The sequence below is a fragment of the Alistipes finegoldii DSM 17242 genome (assembly GCF_000265365.1).
GTDB lineage: Bacteria > Bacteroidota > Bacteroidia > Bacteroidales > Rikenellaceae > Alistipes > Alistipes finegoldii.
On sequence record NC_018011.1, the window covers coordinates 2,656,920 to 2,677,763 of the forward strand.

Here is a 20,844-nt window from a genome sequence, read left to right on the forward strand (position 1 = left end):
TTGCCGATTTTAGAGATAGAATGCCATACCGAGTCCGATCGAGAAGATGTTGACCTTGAAGTTCATCATGCTGGCGTCGCGCTTGCCGACCGTAACCTGATTGTGTACCTGCTTGGTGTGCGTATAGGTGATACCCATTACGCCGACGTTTACTTCGACGGCCATGTTGTTCGTCGCGAAGGCCACGATGCCGGGCGAAATGCCGAGCGAGAAGGTGTAGCCTGTTTCGTAGGTGCCCTTCACCGGGGAATCCTTGGCGAAGCGCGCCTGCGTGCCGCCTCCGGACAGCTGCATTTCGTTGAAGAGCGCGAAGCGTTTGTTGCGTCCCAGCGGAATGTACTGCCGCCAGATTACCGCCACCGAGTAGCTGTGGCGCAGCGAATAGTAGTCGTTCACCTCGAAATTGAGGTCCGAATCCTCGCCGCCGAGGTTGAGGTCGGCCTTGTCGAGCTTGAGCAGCGAGCGCGAGTAGATGAAGCGTCCTCCGATGGCCATGTTGTCGCGCAATGCGTAGGCGATCATCGGGCTGACCTTGAAGGTGTAGCCCTTCGATTCGATGCCTTCGACGACCAGAAACCGGTAGGTTTCGTTCGAATGGGTCGAGTAGGAAGCCGTTCCTCCGAATATCCACTGTCCGCGCGGGACGAAGAGGTTGTGCGTGTCGGTCAGACCGCGCTGTTGGCGCATTTCATTGATTGTGAGCGCGCGTTCCTGTCCGACGCTGTCGGCCGGGAGGGACGCGTCCTCCGTTGTCTGCTGCGCACGCAGCGCCTGAGCCGTACCTGCGAGATACAGCAGGGTCAGGAGCGTGCTGATGGTTATTTTGCGCATTGTCGTGCGTTTAGTCGTTAATATACCCATTCAAAATCGTCGATATACATCACATTCGTCGTGCAGGCGTCCATAAAGTCGCCGTACGCACTCGTTGCGCAGGATACGGCGATATTGAATTTGCCCTGCGGAGCAACGGCCGTGTTCTGGTAATAATTTATCGGCATCGTGATTTCTACCATTTCATCGCCGGGGGTTGTCTCGTCGATGAATTTCGATGCATAGCCGATAATGGGACCGTTGGCTGCTTCGGTCTGTGTCTCCGGATCCCATGTGCCTGTCGGGGCTTTTGTGCCGGCAAATACCTTTTGCTGGGCCGACCAGTCCACGATACATACGAATACCCGCGCTTTGTCCATTTCGCCGACGGGAATCTTCCCTTCGTGGAGGTTGTAGTCCACAAGTCCGATTGTTGCGTGGTATTTGAATTTGATTGCTTTCGGCCTTGCGTTGTAGGTGAAATTTTTGCCGAAAGAGACATTGCCACCCATTGGGACAAGCGAAATGCCGAAGTCTCCCGTAAATAGATTACCCGGAGCAGGAACCTTGGCCAGCGTGTTATAGGTTGCGGTCAGTTTGGCGCAATAGCTTCCGACTCTGCCGGGCATGGTATCGTCGCGGGTGCACAGGTCTTTGGCGAACGAGTTATAACCGCTTCCCCAGAACGTGTATTTGGTGCCGCTTCCCGGAAACTGCTTGTCGCTTCTCCACATTTCGAGACTGCCGTCAGTCATGGCATTGCCTGCTTGGGTCGTGAATTGCCCGGTATGCTCTGCGCCGTTAATGGTGGCTTTATAGTCATAAGTGTTTCCTGCGGAAATGCCGGTCCCGTCTTTGATTCGCGAATAGGGCAGCACCGTATTGGGCGTACTCCAGTCGGCTTCGGTCTTATTTTCCCATTCGGGCGCATAGGTCGCCGAGATGAAATCGTCGCCCTGCGACGTGCCGGTCAGGTATTTCCATTGGCCGTCGCTGCCGCACAGACCGAACGTTACGTTTGCCGACCGGGTGAAATCCACGACCTGCAGCGTTACGGTATTGGCCCAGAGGTCGTAGCTTTTTTCCGTAACCGGAACCAGTCCCTGCAGACGGTAGGTCGTCGAAATCTCGTTGCTGCCGCCGTTGGCGTCTTCCACATGGATCGTCACGGCGTGGTCGCCGCCCGCTAGTCCTGCGAAGAAGGCGTCGGACAACGTCAGTTCGGTGTTGTATTTATCGGTAGGCGTGAATGAAATGCCTTCGTGCGTGCCGGTGAGCAAGTCGTAGCTGTCGTCGCCGACCGAGACCGTGAATTTTTTCAGCTCTGCGAAAGCCATGATCCGGTATTTCTTCTCGCCGGACGTGTATTTCTGCACCTCGTCGTTGTCGAATCCCTCGGTGAGAAGGGCCGGATCGGGACTGAAAATAATCTTGTCGTCCTTGTCTTCCGTCTCGGTATCGACGCGGATCAGCAGGGCGTCGATATAACCCGGCAGGTCGGGGGAGTAGCGGAAGGTGAAGACGTATTTGCCGCCGGCCTTGACCTCGGTCAGCGTGTTTTCCATCTCGACCTGCTTGCCCGACGTATGCGTGCCGCGGAACATCCATGCCAGCGAAGTCGTACCTGCGGGCAGGGTGTAATAGCCCGTGCCTTCGTCCGTGAATTTGAGCGCAGGAACCGCACCCGACTCGGCTTCCGCCTCGTCGAATTTGTCCGTACCGGCTATCCATACGAAGTAGCCCGGATCGAGATTCTCGACGATCGAAGCGTCGAATTTGACTTCGACGACGGTGTTCGCGATCTTGCAAACTACCTCCGCATGGGTCGTTTCGCCGGGTTTGACGGTGAATGTCTCCTCGCCTTTGTAGAAGCGTTTCGAGAAATCCGCGGGGACCTGTTCGCCCGCCTCGACCGCTACGCGGTAAGTGCCGGAGAGCAGCTCCAGCCGTTCGGGAATGTCGTCTTTCGCGGCGTATTTGCGGAGCAGCCCGCCCTCGCTGTTATAGATATACACTTTCTGGTATTGCAGCGGATCGTATTCGCCGTTGTCTTCCGCCCGCGAGGTCGAAATCGTCATCGCCATCACGCCCGTGCGCCCGTCGCCGGCAGGAGTTTCGTCCTGCGAGCATGACGCGCCGGTGAGTGCCGTGAGCAGCATGGCGATATATGTGATGTGTCTTTTCATTATTCGGCGGCTTTAACGATGAGTTTGACGGTCTTGTGCGTCAATACGTTGTTGTTGTCCGTCACGTCGAGGACGAAGTTATGCTCGCCCGGAATCTCCAGCAGTATCTCGACGAATTTGGTGATCGAGAACATTACGGCGGTCTGGTTCTTCACCTGTTCGTTGATCGGGAATCCGAATTCGTCGTGGAGAATCGCGGCCAGATCGGCCGGAATGTCGCAGATGTCGAACTTCTCCGGCCTGTTGATGACCGGAAGCAGATCTTTCAGTGCCTCGGAGTCGATCGTAACCCAGAACGACTTGATGCCTGCAGTTGCAGTCACGTCGATGTCGATGACCATGTCTTTCTGCACTTCGTACTGCTGGTCGATATCATAGCCTCTCCAGACGATTGCAGGACCCTCCTGACCCGCGCTTTTGTCCACGACGAGCGTCAGCGCGGCGGCGGTCGAGACGCCTTTGTCGTCGGTCATGTCGAACGAGAAGGTGTGCGTGCCGTCGAATTCGTAGAGCGCCTTGATCTGCCCTGCGATGTTGAAGCTCTTGGCCTGCTGGCCCTTGAGTTCGCCGCCTACCGGGTAGCCGAATCCTTTGAGTATGATGCCTGCCGGCGACGACGCGTCGAGCGCGCAGAGGTCGAACGTTTCGGGAAGCTGGATCGCCGCCATCGAAGCCATGAACTGACTGCTGGTCGAAGCGATATTGACGCGCAGCGACTCGATGCCGTTGGGCGATGCGAGGTCGAAGACGAACGGTTCGATGCAGTTGCCGTTGTCGTCGAACATGGCGTCCGTCAGCGTAAAAGGCTTGGACATGTCATGTCCGGGCCATGCGAGAGCCGGTGCGCTGGGGTCTTCGAGAAGCTCTTCCAGCAGGTTGTCGGTGCCGTCTACGACGAAAGAGTTGTCCTGAATGATGTTGTTGTCCACCGTTACCTGAAACAGAAGCGTTCCTTTGTCGGCGTAGTTGATTACGACCGAAATCTTACGCCACTGGCCGGCCTTGACTCCCGTGATCTGCTTGCTGAACTGCGCGGGGATGTCGGTGCCGGCGAAAACGCCGTCGAAGTTGAAAACCAGCGTATTCTCGATGTCCAGCGATTTGAAGTAGGCCGCGCGCGTTTCGGTTTTGAGAAACTCCTGACTGGTCTGGCCCAGCGATATGGTCGCCTTGCTGGTGTCGGCCAGCATGCCGGCCAGTTCGGACGAATAATCCACCGTGACCTTGATATTCTGCAATGTGCAGACCACCTCTTCGAGCTGGGTCGTCTGCGCCTTTGAAATCGTGAAGCTGCTCGTCGCGCCGTAAACCGGGTGCTCCCACGCTACGTCCGGAGTGCTCTCCTTCGAGCGCACCTCCATGCGGTAGGCGCCCACCGGAAGTTCCATCGGCTCGGCGAGCTGCTGTTTGAGTTCGGCATAGGTTTTTTTGAATACCTGCGCGTTGTCGGCGTCGAGAATTTCTACGATGAAACCGTCCACGTCGGGTTGCTCGGCACGGGTGCCGGATACGGCCTGCGGGCTTTGCGTTTGGTCCGAAGTGTCGTCGGGACGAACGTCCGTCTCGTCATAGACCACCCGCATCGAAAGGCCGCTTACCGACAGGAAGCCCGTCGCGTCGCCCGGCGTCGGCTTGGGTTCCTCCTTGTAGGGAGGTTCTTCGTTCACACAGCCTGCCGCAACGAACGCTGCAACCGCCAACATCGTAAAAAGTCTGGTAAATGTCTTCATATCTTTTGCTGTTTTTATTCCTTATTTGGTATCGTCTATGGCCCCCTCGTTGACTTCGCAGTCAATCTGCCGGGTTTCGGTGTAGTCGTCGCTGAGCGTGACGGTCAGCGTGACGCTGCCCGCATCCTTGGCGTCGAAGGTGAGAACGTGGCAGGTGCGCGGCGAAGTGGCTTCGAGCGTTTGCTCGGAGAAGGTGACCTTAGGCCCCTCGTCGGTTCCGGTCTGGCTCTGGCGGCGTGCCGTGCCGGTTACCTTGAGCGTCGTGGCGCTTTTGACGAATACCGGCTCGTCGGCGGGCGTGCTGCCGGGCGTGAAGTCGAACTGGTTGCCCGATGCCGTCGTTACGGTAAACTGCGCGTCGTGGAAATAGTTGAGGAACTGTTCCGTGGCGCGGACCACCGTCTGCGAGTTGGCGATCGTAGCGGTCATCTCCACCGTTGCAGCGCGGCGGGGCAGCACCTCGACGCTCTTCTCCGCGGCATAATAGGGTTTGTCGATTCCCTCCGCATCGGGGTCGCCGTGTGCGACGGAGACGGCGTAGGTTCCCATTCGGAACACGGCGTCGCTCTGCTCGAATTCCGTGAGCGTATCCCACTGCTGCGTCCCCGATTCTCCGGTGACCGTAAGCGTGAAATCGCCGGCTTGGGGGACGGAGGGCGCAGCCGGCATCCGGGAAGTGTCGTCCGATGCGGCGACGATCGAACCGTCGGCGGTGCAGCTGACCTTCAGCGTGCCGTATTCCGTGCCTTCGGCCTTGTTTTCCGTGGAGCATCCGGCCGCCAGCAGGGCCGCCGATGCCATTAAGTATATGAGTTGTCTTTTCATGGTATTCCAGCCGTTCAATGGTGAGTGTTGTCGGTCGTGCCGTTTGCGGACGGCGCTGCCGGAGCGTCAGCTGCATGTGCCGCTTTGACTGTCCCGGTCGGGGCGCCTTTATACGAAACGTCCCGAAGCGTCTGTTTGGAGCGGGATGTCCGGGTTTTTGTTCGCATGGATGCAGTCTTTTGTTGACAATATGCAAAAATAGGCATGTGCCGCGGATTTGTAAAATAAATTCAACGAACAGCGCATTTTTCATCACGAACACTCGACGCGCCGCACTCCGACGGACCGGATTCTCCTCTCTTCGGATGTCTTTCCGCAGCCGGGAAATGGCTTGCGCGCCCTTCTTTCGCGGTGCGGGCGGTGCCTAATAAAAGAACCTCCCTGCAATCGCAGGGAGGTCGGGGGTGAAGGCCGCGGGGCCTTCGGGTTTGTTATCGGAGGATTAGTATACCCACTTGAAATCGTCTACCCAGAGTTTGTTCGTGTCGCATCCGGTCAGATAGTCGCCCAAGTAGCTGGTAGCAGTCGAAATGACCAGCGTGTACTTGCTCGTCGGAGCCTTGTCCGTCTTTTCGTAATAGACGATCGGAAGCTCCAGATCCTTCATGCTGCCGGTGTGAGACTCCGTGATGTAGGCGGAACCGTAGCCGATGATTTTGCCTTCGTTCAGGCTCGATACGGTTTCCGGGTCCCAGAACGTCGTTTTGTCCACCTTGGTGCCCGATTTCACCGCATGGCGGTCGCTCCATTCTACGATACAGACGAAGATGCGTCCTTTGTCGATGCCGGTGCTTACGGGCGGATCGTTCTTGACCCGGTTGATTTCGCCTATCTCGGCGGCATATTTCAGTTTGAGGGCGGCGGGACGTGCGGAATAGGTGTAGGGCTGTCCGAATTGTGCGTAACCGACCGTGCCGTCCATCACGAAATCTCCGGTGTAGAGGTTGCCCGCAGCGAATGCGATGCCTGCATACTTCGCGGCGAGTTGCGCGCAGTAGTTGCCGACCTTGCCGGAATAGGTGGCCTGAGTGCATAATTTGTCGGTTCCCGAACTGGTCAGATAGGCGTTGTTGCCGCTGTCCCAGAATTTGTCGGTCCCTGTTGCGTCTTCGTATTTGACGGCATTCGGATAGGGTACGTTGGCAGAGCCTGAGAACATCTTTTTCATCGATTTCGTACTCCAGCTCTCCATGCCTGCATTGGGAATGACGTCGCCGTTGTTGTTTTTCGGCGTGAATTCGCCCGAAGCGACCGTTGCGCCGTCGGCGAGCAGTTGGTATTCGTAGCTCTTGCGGGCGAAGATGCCGGTCTTGGGATCGACGGTATATATGGTAAGGCCTGCGTCATTTGTTCCCTCTGTCCATGTCGGGCTGATTTTGGCCGTGCGGGACCCGTCTGCATTGGCTGTAATATCGGCGTCGTTCCATGTGGTCTGACCTTTGATTCTGTATTGCACGGAAACGGATGTCGCATCGGCAGGGATGTTCAAGGTAAACGATGCTGTATTGGCCCAAAGGTCTGCGTCGTTGTTGTAAGTGATGGGGGAAACGACTGTTTTTACGTATTTCAGCGTGATGACTGTTTTTTGTCCGGCATTGTCCGTGACGGTGAACTTGAAATCGGAGTTCGTCGTTTCGGTCACCTCGGCGCAGACCATGGCGAGCATGTCTATCAGACCGCCGATCTGGAAATACACATGCTGCTGGTTGAGCAGTTGTGCCGGAGTCGGAAAACCGAATCCGGCTAAAGCGGCTGCCATGTCATTATTGGCGGGATTGGTCAGTTCCATCGAAGGGGCGAGTTTTACCGCCTCCAGCAAATTTTGTTCGCTTCCCTCCATAGGAGTTGTCAGTACCGACGAGGTGATATCCACCTGCATCGACTTGATGCCGCCCGGTGCGCTGACCCGGATATTGGCGCTGTTGCCGCTTTCGAGCAGTTCGGTGGGTGTCGTAAGGTCTTCGTGGCCGATCCACTTGACGGTCGGGGCTGCGGCTTTGGTGAATGATGCGGTCCGCTCCACCGTGTAGACCCAGTTGGCGACGACGGGTGTCGTTCGGGTGATCGTGAAGCTTGCTGCGTTGCCTTTGTCGGTGCAGGCCGAGAAGGTCAGGTCGCCGTAGCTGTCATCAGGGAGCACGTTGAAAAAGGTCTCGCTGTAATCGGCCGAAGGAGCCGTGCCGTCGGCGTAGGTGACGGTGATGTGCTCCGAGTTGATCGAGATGGGAGAGCCCATTGCGGAGGTGCCTTCGACGACCAGCTTCGGGGTGATAGCCGACGGATCGTATGTGGCGTTCGGGTCCGAGGGAACGGTGAAGGTCAGCTTTTCGGAGGCGATCGGTTTTTTCGACGTCAGCATGACGGAGGCTATTTTCTCCGACGCAGCGCCGCCTTGCAGTTTGAGCGCGAGGATCGAGGTGATGCGGTGAAGATTGAACTTTACGGCATTCCCTTCCGGCGTTTTGCCCGGCTTGGCGTTGTTGTGGGTGATGGCGTCGGCGGCCATGATGTCGAATTCGCTGTTGTATTTGTTTCCGTTCTGGGTGCGCAGGGCGCTGAAAGGAACCGTTACGGTCGTGCCGGAAACGGTGGCGTTTCCGTTGTGAGGGTAGAAGGCGCGGTACGCCCAAGTGCCTGCGGAGCCGAAGAGCGAGCCTGTAAAAGCCTTGCTGTCTGTGGTGTACGTAAATTGCAGGAGCTTCGAGAAGTCGTTGGCGAGGACGCCGAGTTTGTCTTCGCCGTTCCATGTGCCGGTAAGACCGGTGCCGAAATCGACGTTGATGTCGGCGCGGCTTTGTTCGCGGGGAGCGATATCGGCGAGAAAACCGACGGCAGTTGCTCCGTCGCCGGATGTTGCGGGAACTTCCTCGTAGGTGCTGCACGCGCCGAGGAGAAGCGCTGCGGTCAGCGTTAAAAGAGAGACTTGTTTTTTCATGGCTGCCGGTTTTTTATTCGTTTTCGCCCAAATAAAAATCGTCGTAGCAGCTCAGGGGGCTGATTCCGTCGGAGGAAGGGACGTCTCCGGACGTGGCAAATCCTTTTTCCGCGGCGACCTCAATCGTCTCGATCATCGGGGCGGAGTATTGCCCCCCCCCTTTCGTGGTTGATACAATTTCCATGGTATGCAATAGTTTAAAATGGTATGCAATAGTTTAAAGTGACCTAACAAAAATAGGCGGAAAGCGGATCATCTGAAAATAAATTCAATGAACGGGCAGTGTTTCATCACGAAAAGGCATGTTTGCCTTGTGGAACCGGAATCGATTGCGGCAATATTGCAAGGCGGTGGAAATCAACAAAAAACCTCCCTGCAGGCGCAGGGAGGTCGGGGGTGAAGGCCGCGGGGCCTTCGGGTTTGTTATCGGGAGATCAGTATACCCACTCGAAATCGTCTACCCAGAGTTTGTTCGCGTCGCATCCGGTCAGGTAGTCGCCCAGATAGCTGGTCGCGGTCGAGATGACCAGCGTGTAGTTGCCCGTCGGAGGTGTGTCCGTCTTTTCGTAATAGACGATCGGAAGCGCCAGATCCTTCATGCTGCCGGTGTGAGACTCCGTGATGTAGGCGGGACCGTAGCCGATGATTTTGCCTTCGTTCAGGCTCGATACGGTTTCGGGGTCCCAGAACGTCGTCTTGTCCACCGTGGTGCCCGATTGCACCGCATGGCGGTCGCTCCATTCGACGATACAGACGAAGATGCGTCCTTTGTCGATGCCGGTGCTTACGGGCGGATCGTTCTTGACCCGGTTGATTTCGCCTATCTCGGCGGCGTATTTCAGTTTGAGGGCGGCGGGACGTGCCGAATAGGTGTACGGCTGTCCGAATTGTGCGTAACCGACTGTGCCGTCCATCACGAAATCTCCGGTGTAGAGGTTGCCCGCAGCGAATGCGATGCCTGCATACTTCGCGGCGAGTTGCGCGCAATAATCACCGACCATGCCGGGATATGTTGCCTGAGTGCATAATTTGTCGGTTCCCGAACTGGTCATATAGGCGTTCGGATAGGGTACGTTGGCAGAGCCTGAGAATATCTTTTTCATCGATTTCGTGCTCCAGCTCTCCATGCCTGCATTGGGAATGACGTCGCCGTTGTTGTTTTTCGGCGTGAATTCGCCCGAAGCGACTGTTGCGCCGTCGGCGAGCAGTCGGTATTCGTAGCTCTTGCGGGCGAAGATGCCGGTCTTGGGATCGACGCTATGGATCGTCAGCCTCGCTTCGTTGGTGCCGGTGGTCCAGTCGGGGCTGATCAGGGCCGTGCGGCTGCCGTCGTCGTTCGGCCCGGAGACGCTGGCGGCGTTCCATGCGCTTTCGCCCTTTATGCGGTATTCCGGCACGACGCTGCCGGCGTCGGCGAACTGATTGCTGATCGTCAGCGAGGCGGTGTTTTTCCAAAGGTCCGTTTGATCTACCCGCACGAGCGCCGGGGCCGTGAAGGTCAGCGATTGCTCGGTCACCTGCCCCGCGAGATCGGTCACCTTGACGTCGAAGACGTGTTCGCTGCCGGGGTCGGGACCCAGCAGGAGGATCATCGGCACGAGTGCCGTGATGTCGAAAACGCACTCTTTTTTATATTGTATTTCGGTCTGGCAGCTGAGTCCGAGATCTGCGAAGGAGATTTCCTCGATGACGTCGGAATCGTTGAACAGGTCGAGTTTCGAAATGCCCAGCATGCCCAGTACGGGCGACGAAACATCGACTTCCAGACCGGCGATGCCTCCCGGTACATGGATGTTGATGGCGGCGGAGTAGGTGAGTTGGTTGTTGTCGTCCACGGTGATTTCGTGCGCTTGGTCGATCTCATGTCCCGGCCAGTCGAACGACGGAGCTTCGAGCGGAGCGAAGACGGGCGTTTCGGCGCGCTTGTAGAGCTTGCCTGCGGCAAACGGTTTGTCTGCCCCGCGTTCGATGGCGACCGTACCGATCCGGGGTGCCGTAATCACGTCTACAGTCAGTTTGTCGTAGCTCCCCGGCATGATGTTGAAGAAGGCGTTGATGTCGTTGGCGTCGGGAGCCGTGCCCTGCTCGAAGCCCAGCGCGATGAGGTTCGACGGAGCGGTTTGGCTGAATGCGAGTCCGGAGCCCATGTCTGAAATGTCGAAGTCGATGCTCGCGGCCGAGAGCGTCTGGGTTTCGTTTTCCGAAGTCAGCAGCAGGTAGCGGACCTTGTCGGCATTGTCTCCGCCTTTTACCTCCAGATTGAGAATCGAGGTCAGGCGGCTGAGGGTGAATCGGACCGGATCGCCTTCGTCGGTTTTGCCCGGTTCGGCATTGGCGAAGTTCAGGCACGGGGCCACCAGTGCGTCGGAGGCGCAGTTGAAAGCGTTGCCGCTCTGGGTGCGCAGGTTGCCGAACGGAATGCTGGCTTTGGTGCCGTTTACGGTCGCATGGGGATAGAAAGCCATGTATTGCCACGCACCGCTCTGCGCCGGCAGCTCTCCTTCGAATGCGAAGTCGTTGTTGTTGGTGAACGGCCGAAGTTCGGGAGTTGAGCCGGGGGCGGTGAAAAGAATTCCCATAGCGTCGTTCTCTTCCCAATATCCGGTAAATGTGCTTTCCCCGACGGAGATGCCGGCACGGGTTTCGGCGTCGTCGGCGACATCGGCAAGGAGCTTTACGGACGTATTGCCGGCGCGCGCCGGATCGTTCGTCTCGTCGTAACTGCTGCAGCCCGCAAACAGTGCGGCCGCAGCGAGGATTGACAGAGCTTTATGGAAGTTTTTCATAGCTGCGCCGTTTTTTATTCGTTATCCAAATAGAAATCGTCGTAGCTTGCGCCGGTCGGCTCTACGCCGCCGCCGGGGAAGGAGTTGGCAAATCCCTTTTCGGGCTGCACGTCGATCTGTTCGAGCAGGGGTGTGACATAGCACAGCTTCCCCGCCCGGTGGGTGGTTACATTCTTCATAGTCAAAATCTGTTAATTGCGTCAAAAGCAAATGTAGGAAGGTCCTGACTAAGATGAAAATAAATTCAACGAACCGGCGGATTCTTCCAATGAACCGGTAGATTTGGCGGACGGCGGACGGGCTGAAATGGTTTAAGAAAGAGCGAAAAGGTTTGCTTGGCGAACGATAAAGGCCGCCCGACGATTCGGACGGCCTTCAATATCGAGCCTTTCGGACGGTTATTTTACGTATTTGTTCAGCCAGCCGAAGAACTCGCGGTTCCAGACGAGCGAGTTCTGGGGTTTGAACACCTGATGGGCTTCGTTTTCGAACTCCACCAGACGGGCCGGGATTCCGCGGACGCGGGCGGCGGTGAACGCTTCGAGCGACTGCGTGTAGGGGATGCGGAAGTCGTATTCGCCCGTGAAGATCAGCATGGGCGTGTCCCATTTCTCGACGAATTTGTGCGGCGAATTGGCGTAGGAGCGCTGTGCGACTTCATTCGACCGATCCCAGTAGGGACCTCCGTAATCGTTGTTGATGAAAAACAGCTCCTCGGTTTGGCCGTACATCGACTCGAAGTTGAAGATGCCGCAGTGCGAGATAAAGGCCTTGAACCGTTTCTCGTGGCATCCGGCCAGGAAATAGACCGAATATCCGCCGTACGATGCGCCGACGCATCCCATGCGGGTCTCGTCGGCCCACGGCTCCTTCGCCACGTCGTCGATGGCCGAGAGGTAGTCGCGGATGTTCTGGCCCGAATAGTCGCCCGAAATCTGGTCGAGCCACTCCTGTCCGAACGAGGGCAGGCCGCGGCGGTTGGGCGCAACGACGACGTAACCCTGCGCCGCCATCAGCTGGAAATTCCAGCGGTAGCTCCAGAACTGCGAAACGACGCTCTGCGGACCGCCCTGACAGTAGAGCAGCGTGGGGTATTTCTTGGCGGGATCGAAGTCGGGCGGCAGGATCACCCACGTCAGCATCTGTTTGCCGTCGGTGGTCCTGACCCAGCGTTTCTGCACCTCGCCCATTCTGATATTGTCGTAGACGGGTTTGTTGATGGCCGAAATCTGCGTCAGCGTGCCGTCGGCGGGATTCACGTCGAAGAACTCCGTGGCCATCGAGATCGTACACATTTCGGCGGCGATCCTGTCGCCCGCCATCGAGAAGGCGTTGATGTCGTGGTCGCCGCGGGTCACCACTTCGACTTCGCCGACCGAAGGCGCGATGCGGCATATCTGGTGCGTGGCTTCGATCGGGGCGATGAAGTAGAGCATGTCGCTGCCGCTCCAGACGACGTTCATGGCGTTGTAGTCGAAATCCTCGGTCAGGTCCTGCATTTGGGCCGTCTGGCAGTCGTAGAGGAACAGGCGCGCCTTGTCCGACTCGTTGCCGGCACGGCGCTGCGAGAGGAACGCGATCTGCCGGTCGTCGGGCGACCAGACGGGGTATTTGTCGTAACCCGCCATCGTGGCCATGTCTGCGATCGGTTCGCCGGTATTGACGTTTACGGGTTTGCAGATGTTCTGCGTCACGCCGTTTTCGAGGACGTAGACGAAGATGTCCGAATCGGTCGAAACGGCGTACTCGGTGCCGGTCAGCGGCTTGCAGGTGTACGCCAGCATCGTTCCGGCGTTGTTCCACGCGATTTCGGCCATGTCGAAGTAGGGTGCCAGCGGAGCGTCCCACGCGGCGTCCTTGCCGATGATGTCCACGCCGGGCTTCAGCCCCTCGGCTCCGAAGTCGCCGACGAAGATATGCAGGTAGGAACCCTCGTCCCAGTAATTCCAGTGGCGGGCCATCAGGTCGTCGTAGATGCGGGCCTTCGATTTGTCCATGTCCTTGTAGACGTCCGACGACTTGCGGTCGCAGACCTCGACGCGCTGTACGTACCACGCCTTGTCGCCGCGGGGACTGATGCCGAAGCCTTCGACGTCCTTGTCGAATGCCGAGAGCTGTCTGGCGTTGCCGCCTGCGGGCGTCATTTCCCATACCTGCATCGAGCCGCTGCGGTCCGAGAGGAAGTAGATCTTCTCCCCGTCGGCGCTCCACTTGGGATCGGCGTTGTTCGACGCGGTGTCGGTCAGGCGCGTCACGGCCTTGGTCGCAAGGTCTTCGACCCAGATGGTCGTCACGCCGCGGTTTTCGGCCATGTTGTAGTCGGTCTGCGCATAGAGGAGCGTACGCCCGTCGGGCGAGAGCGACGAGGAGCCTGCACGGCTCATTTTCCACATCACCTCAGGGGTGAGAATGCCTGTGGCGATCTCATCGGCCGTCAGGGCATTGTCGATGGTAAGGGGCTGCGGCCGCCTGCTGTCGCATGCGCTCAGTCCCGTAGCTGCAATAGCCATAAAAAGGAGTAATTTTTTCATTTTCGGTCGGGTTTCTTCTATTTATTCGTATTTTTGCATTCAAATCCGATCGGCATGAACCATACCGTATATTTTGCAGATAAATCCGTGATTTTCACTTCGGACGCGCTCGGCGGCGAATGCTATGCCGTCGTGCCCGCAGATCCGGCGGACCTATCACGAGCGAAGGTAACGAAAATTCTCGAATCGCACAACTGCGTCGCAGTCGTTTCTGCCGATCCCGACGCGGCGTTCCGCTCTTTTGCGGCTGATTTTACGCAGATCGAAGCGGCGGGCGGCGTGGTGGTGAACGACCGCGGCGAGTGGCTGATGATGCGCCGCAACGGCCGCTGGGACCTGCCCAAGGGACATCTCGAATGCGGCGAGCGCATCGAAGCGTGCGCCGTGCGCGAAATCGTCGAGGAGACGGGCGTGTGCGCCGAACCGGTGCGGCCGCTGTGCCGGACGTGGCACGCCTATTATTTCCCGAAGACCGAACGCTGGGAGCTGAAACGCACCCATTGGTACGAACTGCGCGCGGCGGCCTGCGGCGACCTCGTACCGCAGACCGAAGAGGGGATCGAGACGGTCGTCTGGTGCACTCCGGCCGAAGCGATGGCCCATGCCGCCGGGAGTTTCCCCACGGTGCGAGCCGTGCTCGAACGGCTCGAAGCCTGCTTGTCTGACGATAAAAAACGCTGATCCATATGCTTTCAATCTCCGCTTCCGCCTATCCCGACTCGAAGCCCCATTATGCGATCCTCGACGGTCTGCGCGGCGTCGCGTCGCTGGTCGTCGTGGCTTTTCATCTTTTCGAGGCGCATGCCGCGAGCCATGCCGACCAGATCATCAACCACGGCTATCTGGCCGTCGATTTCTTCTTCGTCCTTTCGGGCTTCGTCATCGGCTATGCCTACGACGACCGCTGGGGACGCATGACCTACCGCGATTTCTTCAAGCGCCGTCTGATCCGCCTGCATCCCATGGTAGTGATGGGCATGCTGATCGGCGCTGCGGCGTTCTCCTTCGGCGCCTGAGGACCTTACGAAATGATCGCCGGCGTTCCGGTCGGACGCATGCTTCTGATCCTGCTGCTGGGGTGTCTGATGATTCCCGTGCCGCCGTCGATGGATATTCGCGGCTGGAGTGAGACCTATCCGCTGGACGGCCCCGCATGGTCGCTTTTCTTCGAGTATATCGCCAATATCTGCTATGCCCTTGTCCTGCGGCGTCTTTCGAAGCTGTTGCTGGGGGCGCTCGCCGTTGTCGCGGCATGCTTTACGGTGCGTCTCGCCGTGACGCAGGGCGATATGATCGGCGGCTGGGCGCTCGACGGCGAACAGCTCGGCGTAGGTTTCACGCGGCTGGCCTATCCGTTTATCGCCGGACTGCTGCTGTCGCGCGTCGGAAAGCCGGTCCGTCTGCGCGGCGCTTTCTGGCTTTGCAGTCTCTGCGTCGTCGCCGTGCTGGCCATGCCGCATCTGGGGACGGACCGCTTGTGGCTGAACGGTCTCTACGACGCCGTGTGCATCATCGTCCTCTTCCCGCTGGTCGTAGCGGCCGGCGCGGGCGGCAAAGTCACGGACCGGGAGTCGAAAAAGGTCTGCGGTTTCTTGGGCGATATCTCCTATCCGCTGTATATCACGCACTATCCGTTCGTCTATATTTATACTGCGTGGGTGGTCGATACCCGTCCCGCATGGCCCGAAGCACTGGGGTACGGTGCACTGGTCTATGGCGGCAGCATCCTGCTGGCGTGGTTGTGCCTGCGTCTGTACGACGAACCGGTGCGCGGGTGGCTCAAACGCCGCTTCATGCAGCGCAAACCGGTGCAGGGGTAATTTTGTCGCACGGACGACTCCAGCCGGAGTCGCGTTTTCGTGTCGTCAGTTCGATTTCTCCGTCAGTTTCTCCTGCACCTCGTACGCTTCCGCGATCAGGTCGCGCGGATAGTCGTACATTTCCAGAATCCGGATGGCGTTGCGGGTGGTGAGCGGTCCCGTGTGCAGCCGGTAGTCGAAGACCAGCTTCCCGCCGATCACCTCCTCGCGGAAATGGTGCAGTTCGTAGCCGTCTTTGCGGAGCAGCTCCGCCAGCTCGACGTCGTGCGTCGATACCAGCACGAGATGCGGTCCCCGGTTGAGATGCGCCAGTACGGCTTTTCCGGCGGCGATGCGTTCGGTCGTGTTCGTGCCCTTGAAAAGTTCGTCGAGGGCGAACAGACACGGCGCCGGCTCCTGCGATGCGTCGATGAACCGTTTGACGGTCAGTACTTCCTGCAGGTAATAGCTCGTCCCTTCGGCGATGTCGTCCGAGATGCGGATCGAGCTGTAAATCTTCATGTACGGAGCCGTGTAGGCCTCGGCGAAGCAAATGTCGAGCGTCTCGGCCAGCAGGGCGTTGAGCACCAGCGTGCGGATGAACGTAGTCTTGCCCGACATGTTGGAGCCGGTGAGCAGCAGCCCCGTGCCGTCCAGCTCCAGCGTGTTGGGCACGCAGTTCTCGATGAGCGGATGTACGACCTCCTCGGTCCGCAGGTATTTCCCGTCGGTGAATTCCGGGCGGCAGGTCGGCGTTTCGCCGCGCAGGCGTGCCGCCGAAATCGCGGCGTCGGTCTCTCCGATGAACCGGAACAGTCCGTGGATGGCGTCGCGGCGCGCTATGATGCTGCCGATGAAGCGGTGGAAGAGAATCACCTCGACGTTGAAGGCCGCCTTCAGCAGTTCGAGCACCAGCCATACGGCCGCGGCCAGCTCGTTGGCGCTGTCGCCCTGCGTGCCGACCACGCGGCTGCGCCGTTCGACCTCGGAGACCTGACGGATGACCTTCAGGGCCTCCTCCGTGCCGGGAACCTCCTCGGCCGCGAGATGCCGGGCGGTCCGCAGCGCCAGCGACAACTGTTTCACGGCCGAAGCATAGATCGAAATGTTGAGCTTGTTGCTGTAATGGATATACATGTTCGCGGCGAAGACGGCAAGGAACAGCAACAGCAGCAGCGGATAGAGAAAGCTCAGCAGCAGCGACAGCACGGCTGCGGCCGAGAGCAGGTAGACGAGAGCGATGCGGCGCACCTGCTCCGGTTTGTCGAAAATCAGGTTTTGCAGGTCGTAGGCGTCGTCGTCCGAGAGCCGCGAAAGGTGTTTCGCGCATTGTTCGGCATGTCCGGTGTTCCCGGCGAAATGATCCGTCCTGCGACCGAACTCCTGCACCTCTTCCGTGCCGCGCAGGGTCCTCAGACGGGCGTACAGGTATTGCTGTCCCGGTTTGGAGGCGGTGCGGTCGATACGCTCGAATACGGCGTTGAGGTCGAGGTCGGCCGTGGTCTCGGCGTCGATGGTCTGAAAAGAGCTCTCTTCCGAAGAGACGTTGTAGAAATAACGGCTTGTCAGGTCGAAATTACACGCGGCCCGTTTTTCGCCGGATGCTCCGGGAAGCCCCAAAAAGGTTGTCAGGTATGCAGTAGGTTTCATGGTCGCGTGTCGGTTGTTCTGGCGTCCGACCGGAACGGCCGGTCGGATGCGGGGCGGTGGGCAGGGGGGCCGTATCGCATGCGGTCCCACATTCCGTGCCGCCTCTGCGTTAATATTGCGGTGCGGCGTTCATCGCCTTGGCGATGCCTTCGGCGATCTGATCCAGTCCGCCTTGGAGTTTGCCGCCGATCATCATTTTCATCATCATATTCAGCTCGATGTGCAGCACCAGCCGCATGCGGGTGTCGGTGTCCGAGACCTTGTGGAGCTGGATCCAGAATGCGAAGTCCATCGGCACTCCGCCGCCGTCGGCGACGATCTTGACGTGCCGGGGCGCTTCGCGCTCCTCCATGCGGAGCTTTACGGTGAAGCCTTTGGCTTTGAACGAGCAGGTGTCTTCGGTCGCCTGCCACTCCTCGACCTTGTCTGCCACGGCGGGCGTCAGGTTGTCGAAACGGCTGATGACGGCGTAAATCTGTTCGGCGGGACGCAAAATCTGTTGCTGTTTGGAGATGTATTCCTGCATGGTTGTATTTAATGGGTGAATCGGATTTCAGCGCAGGGCCGGCCTGAGTTTATCCCTTCCGGAGCCTGCCGCCTGCAAAAGTAGTGATTTTTCGCGGGACGGGCAAATTGTCCGCCGCCGGGGGCGGAACATGAACCGCCCGGCAACCTGCCCGGTGTAGCGGGGCGTGTTGCCGGACGTATGTGCAGGCTCGGAGTGTCAGTCGATCTCGAACGTGCGGGCCGTGTCGCTGTCCACGGTGATGCGTACCGTCATCACGTTGTCGGGCAGCAGCTGCTCGATCTTTTCGGGCCATTCGACCAGACAGAGGTCGCCCGAATAGAAATACTCTTCGTAGCCGAAGTCGTAAGCTTCGCGGACGTCGTTGATGCGGTAGAAGTCGAAATGGTGGATGCGGCGGCCGCCCTTGCCCTTGTACTGGTTGACGATGGCGAACGTGGGGCTGGTTACGGTGTCCGTCGCGCCCAGCTGCGCGGCGATTTCGCGGATCAGCGTCGTTTTTCCGGCGCCCATTTCTCCGCGGAAGGCGACTACCGTGCGGCGGCCGAGGGCTTCGATGACCGCTTCGGCGACGTCCGGCAGGTCGTCCTGCGAGGTGATATGGATGGTTTTCATCTATTGTTTGGGTTTTAAGACGATGTAGGGCACGATCATCTCTTCCATCGAGATGCCGCCGTGCTGGAATGTATTGCGGTAGTAGCGGATATGGCGGTTCGCGTCGTTGTTGTAAACCAGAAAATCCGAATTGTAGGCGAAGATGTAGCTCGACGTGAGGTTGCTCGACGGAAGCTGCACGTCTTCGGGCTTGAGCACTTCGTAGACGTCGCGGGAGTTGTAGGCCAAGTTGCGGCCCGTTTTGTAGCGCAGGTTGGCCGAAGTCTCGCGGTCGCCGGTCACCTTCACCGGATTGTCCACGCGGATGGTGCCGTGGTCGGAGGTGATAACCACCGTGTGTCCCCGTTCCGAGAGGAGTTTGAGGATGGTGTAGAGGTCCGAATGTTCGAACCACGAGCGCGTCAGCGAGCGGAACGCCGCGTCGTCCTCGGTGAGTTCGCGGATGATGTCGGTTTCGGTGCGCGCGTGCGAGAGAATGTCGAGGAAATTGTAGACGATGACCGAGAAGTCGGCGTCGTACACCTTTTGTATATTGTCCACCAGTTTGCGGCCCTGCTCCGGGCGCACGAGCTTGTCGAACGAGAATTTCCAGTTCTTGCCGTTCTGGGCCATCAGCCGTTTGAGGAACTCCTCCTCGTACTGGTTCTTTCCGCCCTCCTCGTTGTCGTTGAGCCATTTGTTGGGCATCAGCTTGTCGATGGCCAGCGGCATCAGTCCCGCGAATATGGCGTTGCGGGCGTATTGGGTGGCCGTGGGCAGGATAGCGCAGTAGAAATCGTCCTGCGCCACGTCGTAATAGCCTCTCAGCAGCGAGGAGATCGACCGCCACTGGTCGTAGCGGAAGTTGTCGATCAGCAGCAGCGTGGTCTTCGGATTCTCGTCAGCCACCGGGAAGATGTTGGTGCGCATCAGCGTGTGCGACATCACGGGAGTGTCTTCCGAACGCCTGTTGATCCAGTTGTAGTAGTTGCGGCGCACGAACTTGCAGAACTCCTGATTGGCCTCGGTTTTCTGGTAGGTCAGCACCTCCTTGATGCTCTGGTCGGTGGATTCCGAAAGATCGACCTCCCAGTTGGCCAGCTTGCGGTACAGCGAACACCAGTCGCCGAAGGTCTCGGCCATCTGCAGCGACGAGGAGATGCGTCCGAATTCCGAACGGTAGTCGGCCGTGGTCTGCTCGGTGACGAGCTGCTGCTGGTGGACGTTCTTCTTGATCGAGAGCAGCACCTGATTGGGGTTCACGGGCTTGATGAGGTAGTCGGCGATCTTCGAGCCGACGGCCTTGTCCATGATGTTCTCCTCCTCGCTCTTGGTCACCATGATGACGGGCGTGGTGGGGCGCACCTCCTTGATCTTGGGGAGCGTTTCGAGTCCCGTCATACCGGGCATCATTTCGTCGAGGATTATCAGGTCGTAGGCCCCTTCGGAAGCCATGTCGATCGCGTCGTAGCCGTTGTTGCAGGTGTCTACTTCGTAGCCCTTCTGTTTGAGGAACAGGACGTGGGGCTTCAGCAGTTCGACCTCGTCGTCCACCCAGAGTATTTTGACCATACCGTTAGCGGAATTTAGTTTGCAAAATTAGTTATTTTATTATCAAACGCAAAAACCGGGCGTTTATTGAGTCCCCGTATTTTCCGGCGCGGAATATAACCGCTTCGGCGCCGGCGTGCAGGGCGGGATTTCCGCCCCTGCACGCCGGAATTCCGGATGGTGTTTTGGGTATATTTTTGTTCCCAAAAGGTCGGGGCGCTTTTGGGCGCTTAGAGACTATGTTGCTGATCCATAATTGATTGCCGTGTCGTCCGTCCGACGGAGTCCGACGGGGAATAATTGCCTGACACATAATATTTTAATTTTCGGGCGAGTTTTGCCCGATATTTGTTATCGTACTGTTTCAGTGGCAGGTAGAGGACTGCGGGAAAAATAATGAAAAAAAACTGCGGTTTGTTGGCTAAAATGTAAATAAAGCGTATATTTGCAGTCCGAATGTCTTCACACGAACTTAATAATTTAATACTATATAGAAATGACAAAGGCAGATATCGTAAGCGAAATCGCTAAGAGCACCGGAGTTGAAAAGGTGCAGGTACAGGCAATCGTTGAGGCTTTCATGGATAGCATCAAGACGTCGCTGACCAACAAGAACAACGTGTATCTCCGTGGTTTCGGCAGTTTCATCGTAAAGAAGCGCGCCAAGAAGGTTGCCCGCAACATCTCGAAGAATACGACCATTACCATTCCCGAACACAACATTCCCGCTTTCAAGCCCGCCAAGAGCTTTGCGGCGAAGGTGAAATAATTTAAATAAATAAGAACCTCAAAAAATCAAGGACTATGCCAAACGGAAAGAAGCATAAGCGACACAAGATGGCTACCCACAAACGCAAAAAACGTTTGCGTAAGAACCGTCACAAGAAAAAGTAGGGTAGCACTTTAGTGCTAAACGATAGA

Annotated in this window: 15 protein-coding genes and 1 pseudogene; 3 read left to right on the forward strand and 13 right to left on the reverse strand. The window is 57.9% G+C overall.

All coding sequences use genetic code 11. The features are described from left to right. Window positions 1–9: 9 nt before the first annotated feature. The 9 genes from ALFI_RS11560 to dpp5 all read right to left on the reverse strand — a co-directional run bounded on the left by ALFI_RS11560 (window position 10) and on the right by dpp5 (window position 13,803). Window positions 10–831: a hypothetical protein gene (locus ALFI_RS11560; protein WP_014775954.1), complete on the reverse strand. Its 822-nt coding sequence runs from the start codon at window positions 829–831 to the stop codon at window positions 10–12. Window positions 832–848: 17 nt separating this feature from the next. Beyond that, a complete protein-coding gene (locus ALFI_RS11565) occupies window positions 849–2,996 on the reverse strand; it encodes a DUF4493 domain-containing protein (protein WP_014775955.1) in 2,148 nt (715 codons plus the stop codon). Then, a complete protein-coding gene (locus tag ALFI_RS11570) occupies window positions 2,996–4,726 on the reverse strand; it encodes a DUF4493 domain-containing protein (protein WP_014775956.1) in 1,731 nt (576 codons plus the stop codon). The genes ALFI_RS11565 and ALFI_RS11570 overlap by 1 nt, the downstream gene beginning before the upstream one ends. Window positions 4,727–4,747: 21 nt before the next feature. Continuing rightward, the gene (locus tag ALFI_RS11575) at window positions 4,748–5,551 is read right to left on the reverse strand and encodes a DUF4493 domain-containing protein (protein WP_244264972.1); all 804 of its coding nucleotides are present in this window, start codon (window positions 5,549–5,551) and stop codon (window positions 4,748–4,750) included. Between the two features lie 442 nt (window positions 5,552–5,993). Then, window positions 5,994–8,486 (reverse strand): PCMD domain-containing protein, encoded by a 2,493-nt coding sequence (locus ALFI_RS11580; protein ID WP_014775958.1) that lies wholly within the window; start codon window positions 8,484–8,486, stop codon window positions 5,994–5,996. Between the two features lie 13 nt (window positions 8,487–8,499). Then, complete coding sequence (locus tag ALFI_RS16970; protein ID WP_014775959.1) at window positions 8,500–8,670, reverse strand: hypothetical protein; 171 nt, start codon at window positions 8,668–8,670, stop codon at window positions 8,500–8,502. Window positions 8,671–8,920: 250 nt separating this feature from the next. After that, complete coding sequence (locus ALFI_RS11585) at window positions 8,921–11,272, reverse strand: PCMD domain-containing protein (RefSeq protein ID WP_014775960.1); 2,352 nt, start codon at window positions 11,270–11,272, stop codon at window positions 8,921–8,923. Window positions 11,273–11,286: 14 nt separating this feature from the next. Next, entirely contained in the window at window positions 11,287–11,451 is a 165-nt protein-coding gene (locus ALFI_RS17155; protein ID WP_014775961.1) for a hypothetical protein, read from the reverse strand. 219 nt (window positions 11,452–11,670) lie between these two features. Beyond that, a complete protein-coding gene (dpp5, locus tag ALFI_RS11590; RefSeq protein ID WP_042493640.1) occupies window positions 11,671–13,803 on the reverse strand; it encodes a dipeptidyl-peptidase Dpp5 in 2,133 nt (710 codons plus the stop codon). 54 nt (window positions 13,804–13,857) lie between these two features. On the opposite strand from dpp5, the gene ALFI_RS11595 reads away from it, so the two are divergent. Together ALFI_RS11595 and ALFI_RS11600 are read left to right on the forward strand one after the other, a co-directional pair. Then, entirely contained in the window at window positions 13,858–14,484 is a 627-nt protein-coding gene (locus ALFI_RS11595) for an NUDIX hydrolase (RefSeq protein WP_014775963.1), read from the forward strand. Between the two features lie 5 nt (window positions 14,485–14,489). Further along, window positions 14,490–15,623 (forward strand): annotated as a pseudogene (locus tag ALFI_RS11600) (acyltransferase family protein). Window positions 15,624–15,668: 45 nt separating this feature from the next. Here ALFI_RS11600 and ALFI_RS11605 read toward each other — a convergent pair. From ALFI_RS11605 to porX, 4 genes are all read right to left on the reverse strand, one after another. Further along, window positions 15,669–17,252 carry a MutS-related protein gene (locus ALFI_RS11605; protein WP_014775964.1) on the reverse strand — a complete coding sequence of 528 codons (1,584 nt, stop codon included), beginning with the start codon at window positions 17,250–17,252 and terminating at the stop codon, window positions 15,669–15,671. A 109-nt stretch (window positions 17,253–17,361) separates the two neighbouring features. Further along, on the reverse strand, window positions 17,362–17,778 hold the full coding sequence (locus tag ALFI_RS11610; RefSeq protein WP_009596069.1) for a polyketide cyclase: 417 nt from the start codon (window positions 17,776–17,778) through the stop codon (window positions 17,362–17,364). Window positions 17,779–17,976: 198 nt separating this feature from the next. Further along, complete coding sequence (tsaE, locus tag ALFI_RS11615) at window positions 17,977–18,393, reverse strand: tRNA (adenosine(37)-N6)-threonylcarbamoyltransferase complex ATPase subunit type 1 TsaE (RefSeq protein ID WP_014775965.1); 417 nt, start codon at window positions 18,391–18,393, stop codon at window positions 17,977–17,979. After that, entirely contained in the window at window positions 18,394–19,944 is a 1,551-nt protein-coding gene (porX, locus tag ALFI_RS11620; RefSeq protein ID WP_009596052.1) for a T9SS response regulator signal transducer PorX, read from the reverse strand. It abuts the gene before it with no gap. Window positions 19,945–20,419: 475 nt separating this feature from the next. Between porX and ALFI_RS11625 the strand changes: the two genes are divergently transcribed. Beyond that, complete coding sequence (locus ALFI_RS11625; protein ID WP_009596092.1) at window positions 20,420–20,692, forward strand: HU family DNA-binding protein; 273 nt, start codon at window positions 20,420–20,422, stop codon at window positions 20,690–20,692. Window positions 20,693–20,844: the final 152 nt, after the last annotated feature.

Bases quoted from the DNA above. Each gene is read 5' to 3' on its own strand.
- ALFI_RS11560 (WP_014775954.1), bottom strand. From the start codon at position 831: ATGCGCAAAATAACCATCAGCACGCTCCTGACCCTGCTGTATCTCGCA.
- ALFI_RS11565 (WP_014775955.1), bottom strand. From the start codon at position 2,996: ATGAAAAGACACATCACATATATCGCCATGCTGCTCACGGCACTCACC.
- ALFI_RS11570 (WP_014775956.1), bottom strand. From the start codon at position 4,726: ATGAAGACATTTACCAGACTTTTTACGATGTTGGCGGTTGCAGCGTTC.
- ALFI_RS11575 (WP_244264972.1), bottom strand. From the start codon at position 5,551: ATGAAAAGACAACTCATATACTTAATGGCATCGGCGGCCCTGCTGGCG.
- ALFI_RS11580 (WP_014775958.1), bottom strand. From the start codon at position 8,486: ATGAAAAAACAAGTCTCTCTTTTAACGCTGACCGCAGCGCTTCTCCTC.
- ALFI_RS16970 (WP_014775959.1), bottom strand. From the start codon at position 8,670: ATGGAAATTGTATCAACCACGAAAGGGGGGGGGCAATACTCCGCCCCG.
- ALFI_RS11585 (WP_014775960.1), bottom strand. From the start codon at position 11,272: ATGAAAAACTTCCATAAAGCTCTGTCAATCCTCGCTGCGGCCGCACTG.
- ALFI_RS17155 (WP_014775961.1), bottom strand. From the start codon at position 11,451: ATGAAGAATGTAACCACCCACCGGGCGGGGAAGCTGTGCTATGTCACA.
- dpp5 (WP_042493640.1), bottom strand. From the start codon at position 13,803: ATGAAAAAATTACTCCTTTTTATGGCTATTGCAGCTACGGGACTGAGC.
- ALFI_RS11595 (WP_014775963.1), top strand. From the start codon at position 13,858: ATGAACCATACCGTATATTTTGCAGATAAATCCGTGATTTTCACTTCG.
- ALFI_RS11605 (WP_014775964.1), bottom strand. From the start codon at position 17,252: ATGAAACCTACTGCATACCTGACAACCTTTTTGGGGCTTCCCGGAGCA.
- ALFI_RS11610 (WP_009596069.1), bottom strand. From the start codon at position 17,778: ATGCAGGAATACATCTCCAAACAGCAACAGATTTTGCGTCCCGCCGAA.
- tsaE (WP_014775965.1), bottom strand. From the start codon at position 18,393: ATGAAAACCATCCATATCACCTCGCAGGACGACCTGCCGGACGTCGCC.
- porX (WP_009596052.1), bottom strand. From the start codon at position 19,944: ATGGTCAAAATACTCTGGGTGGACGACGAGGTCGAACTGCTGAAGCCC.
- ALFI_RS11625 (WP_009596092.1), top strand. From the start codon at position 20,420: ATGACAAAGGCAGATATCGTAAGCGAAATCGCTAAGAGCACCGGAGTT.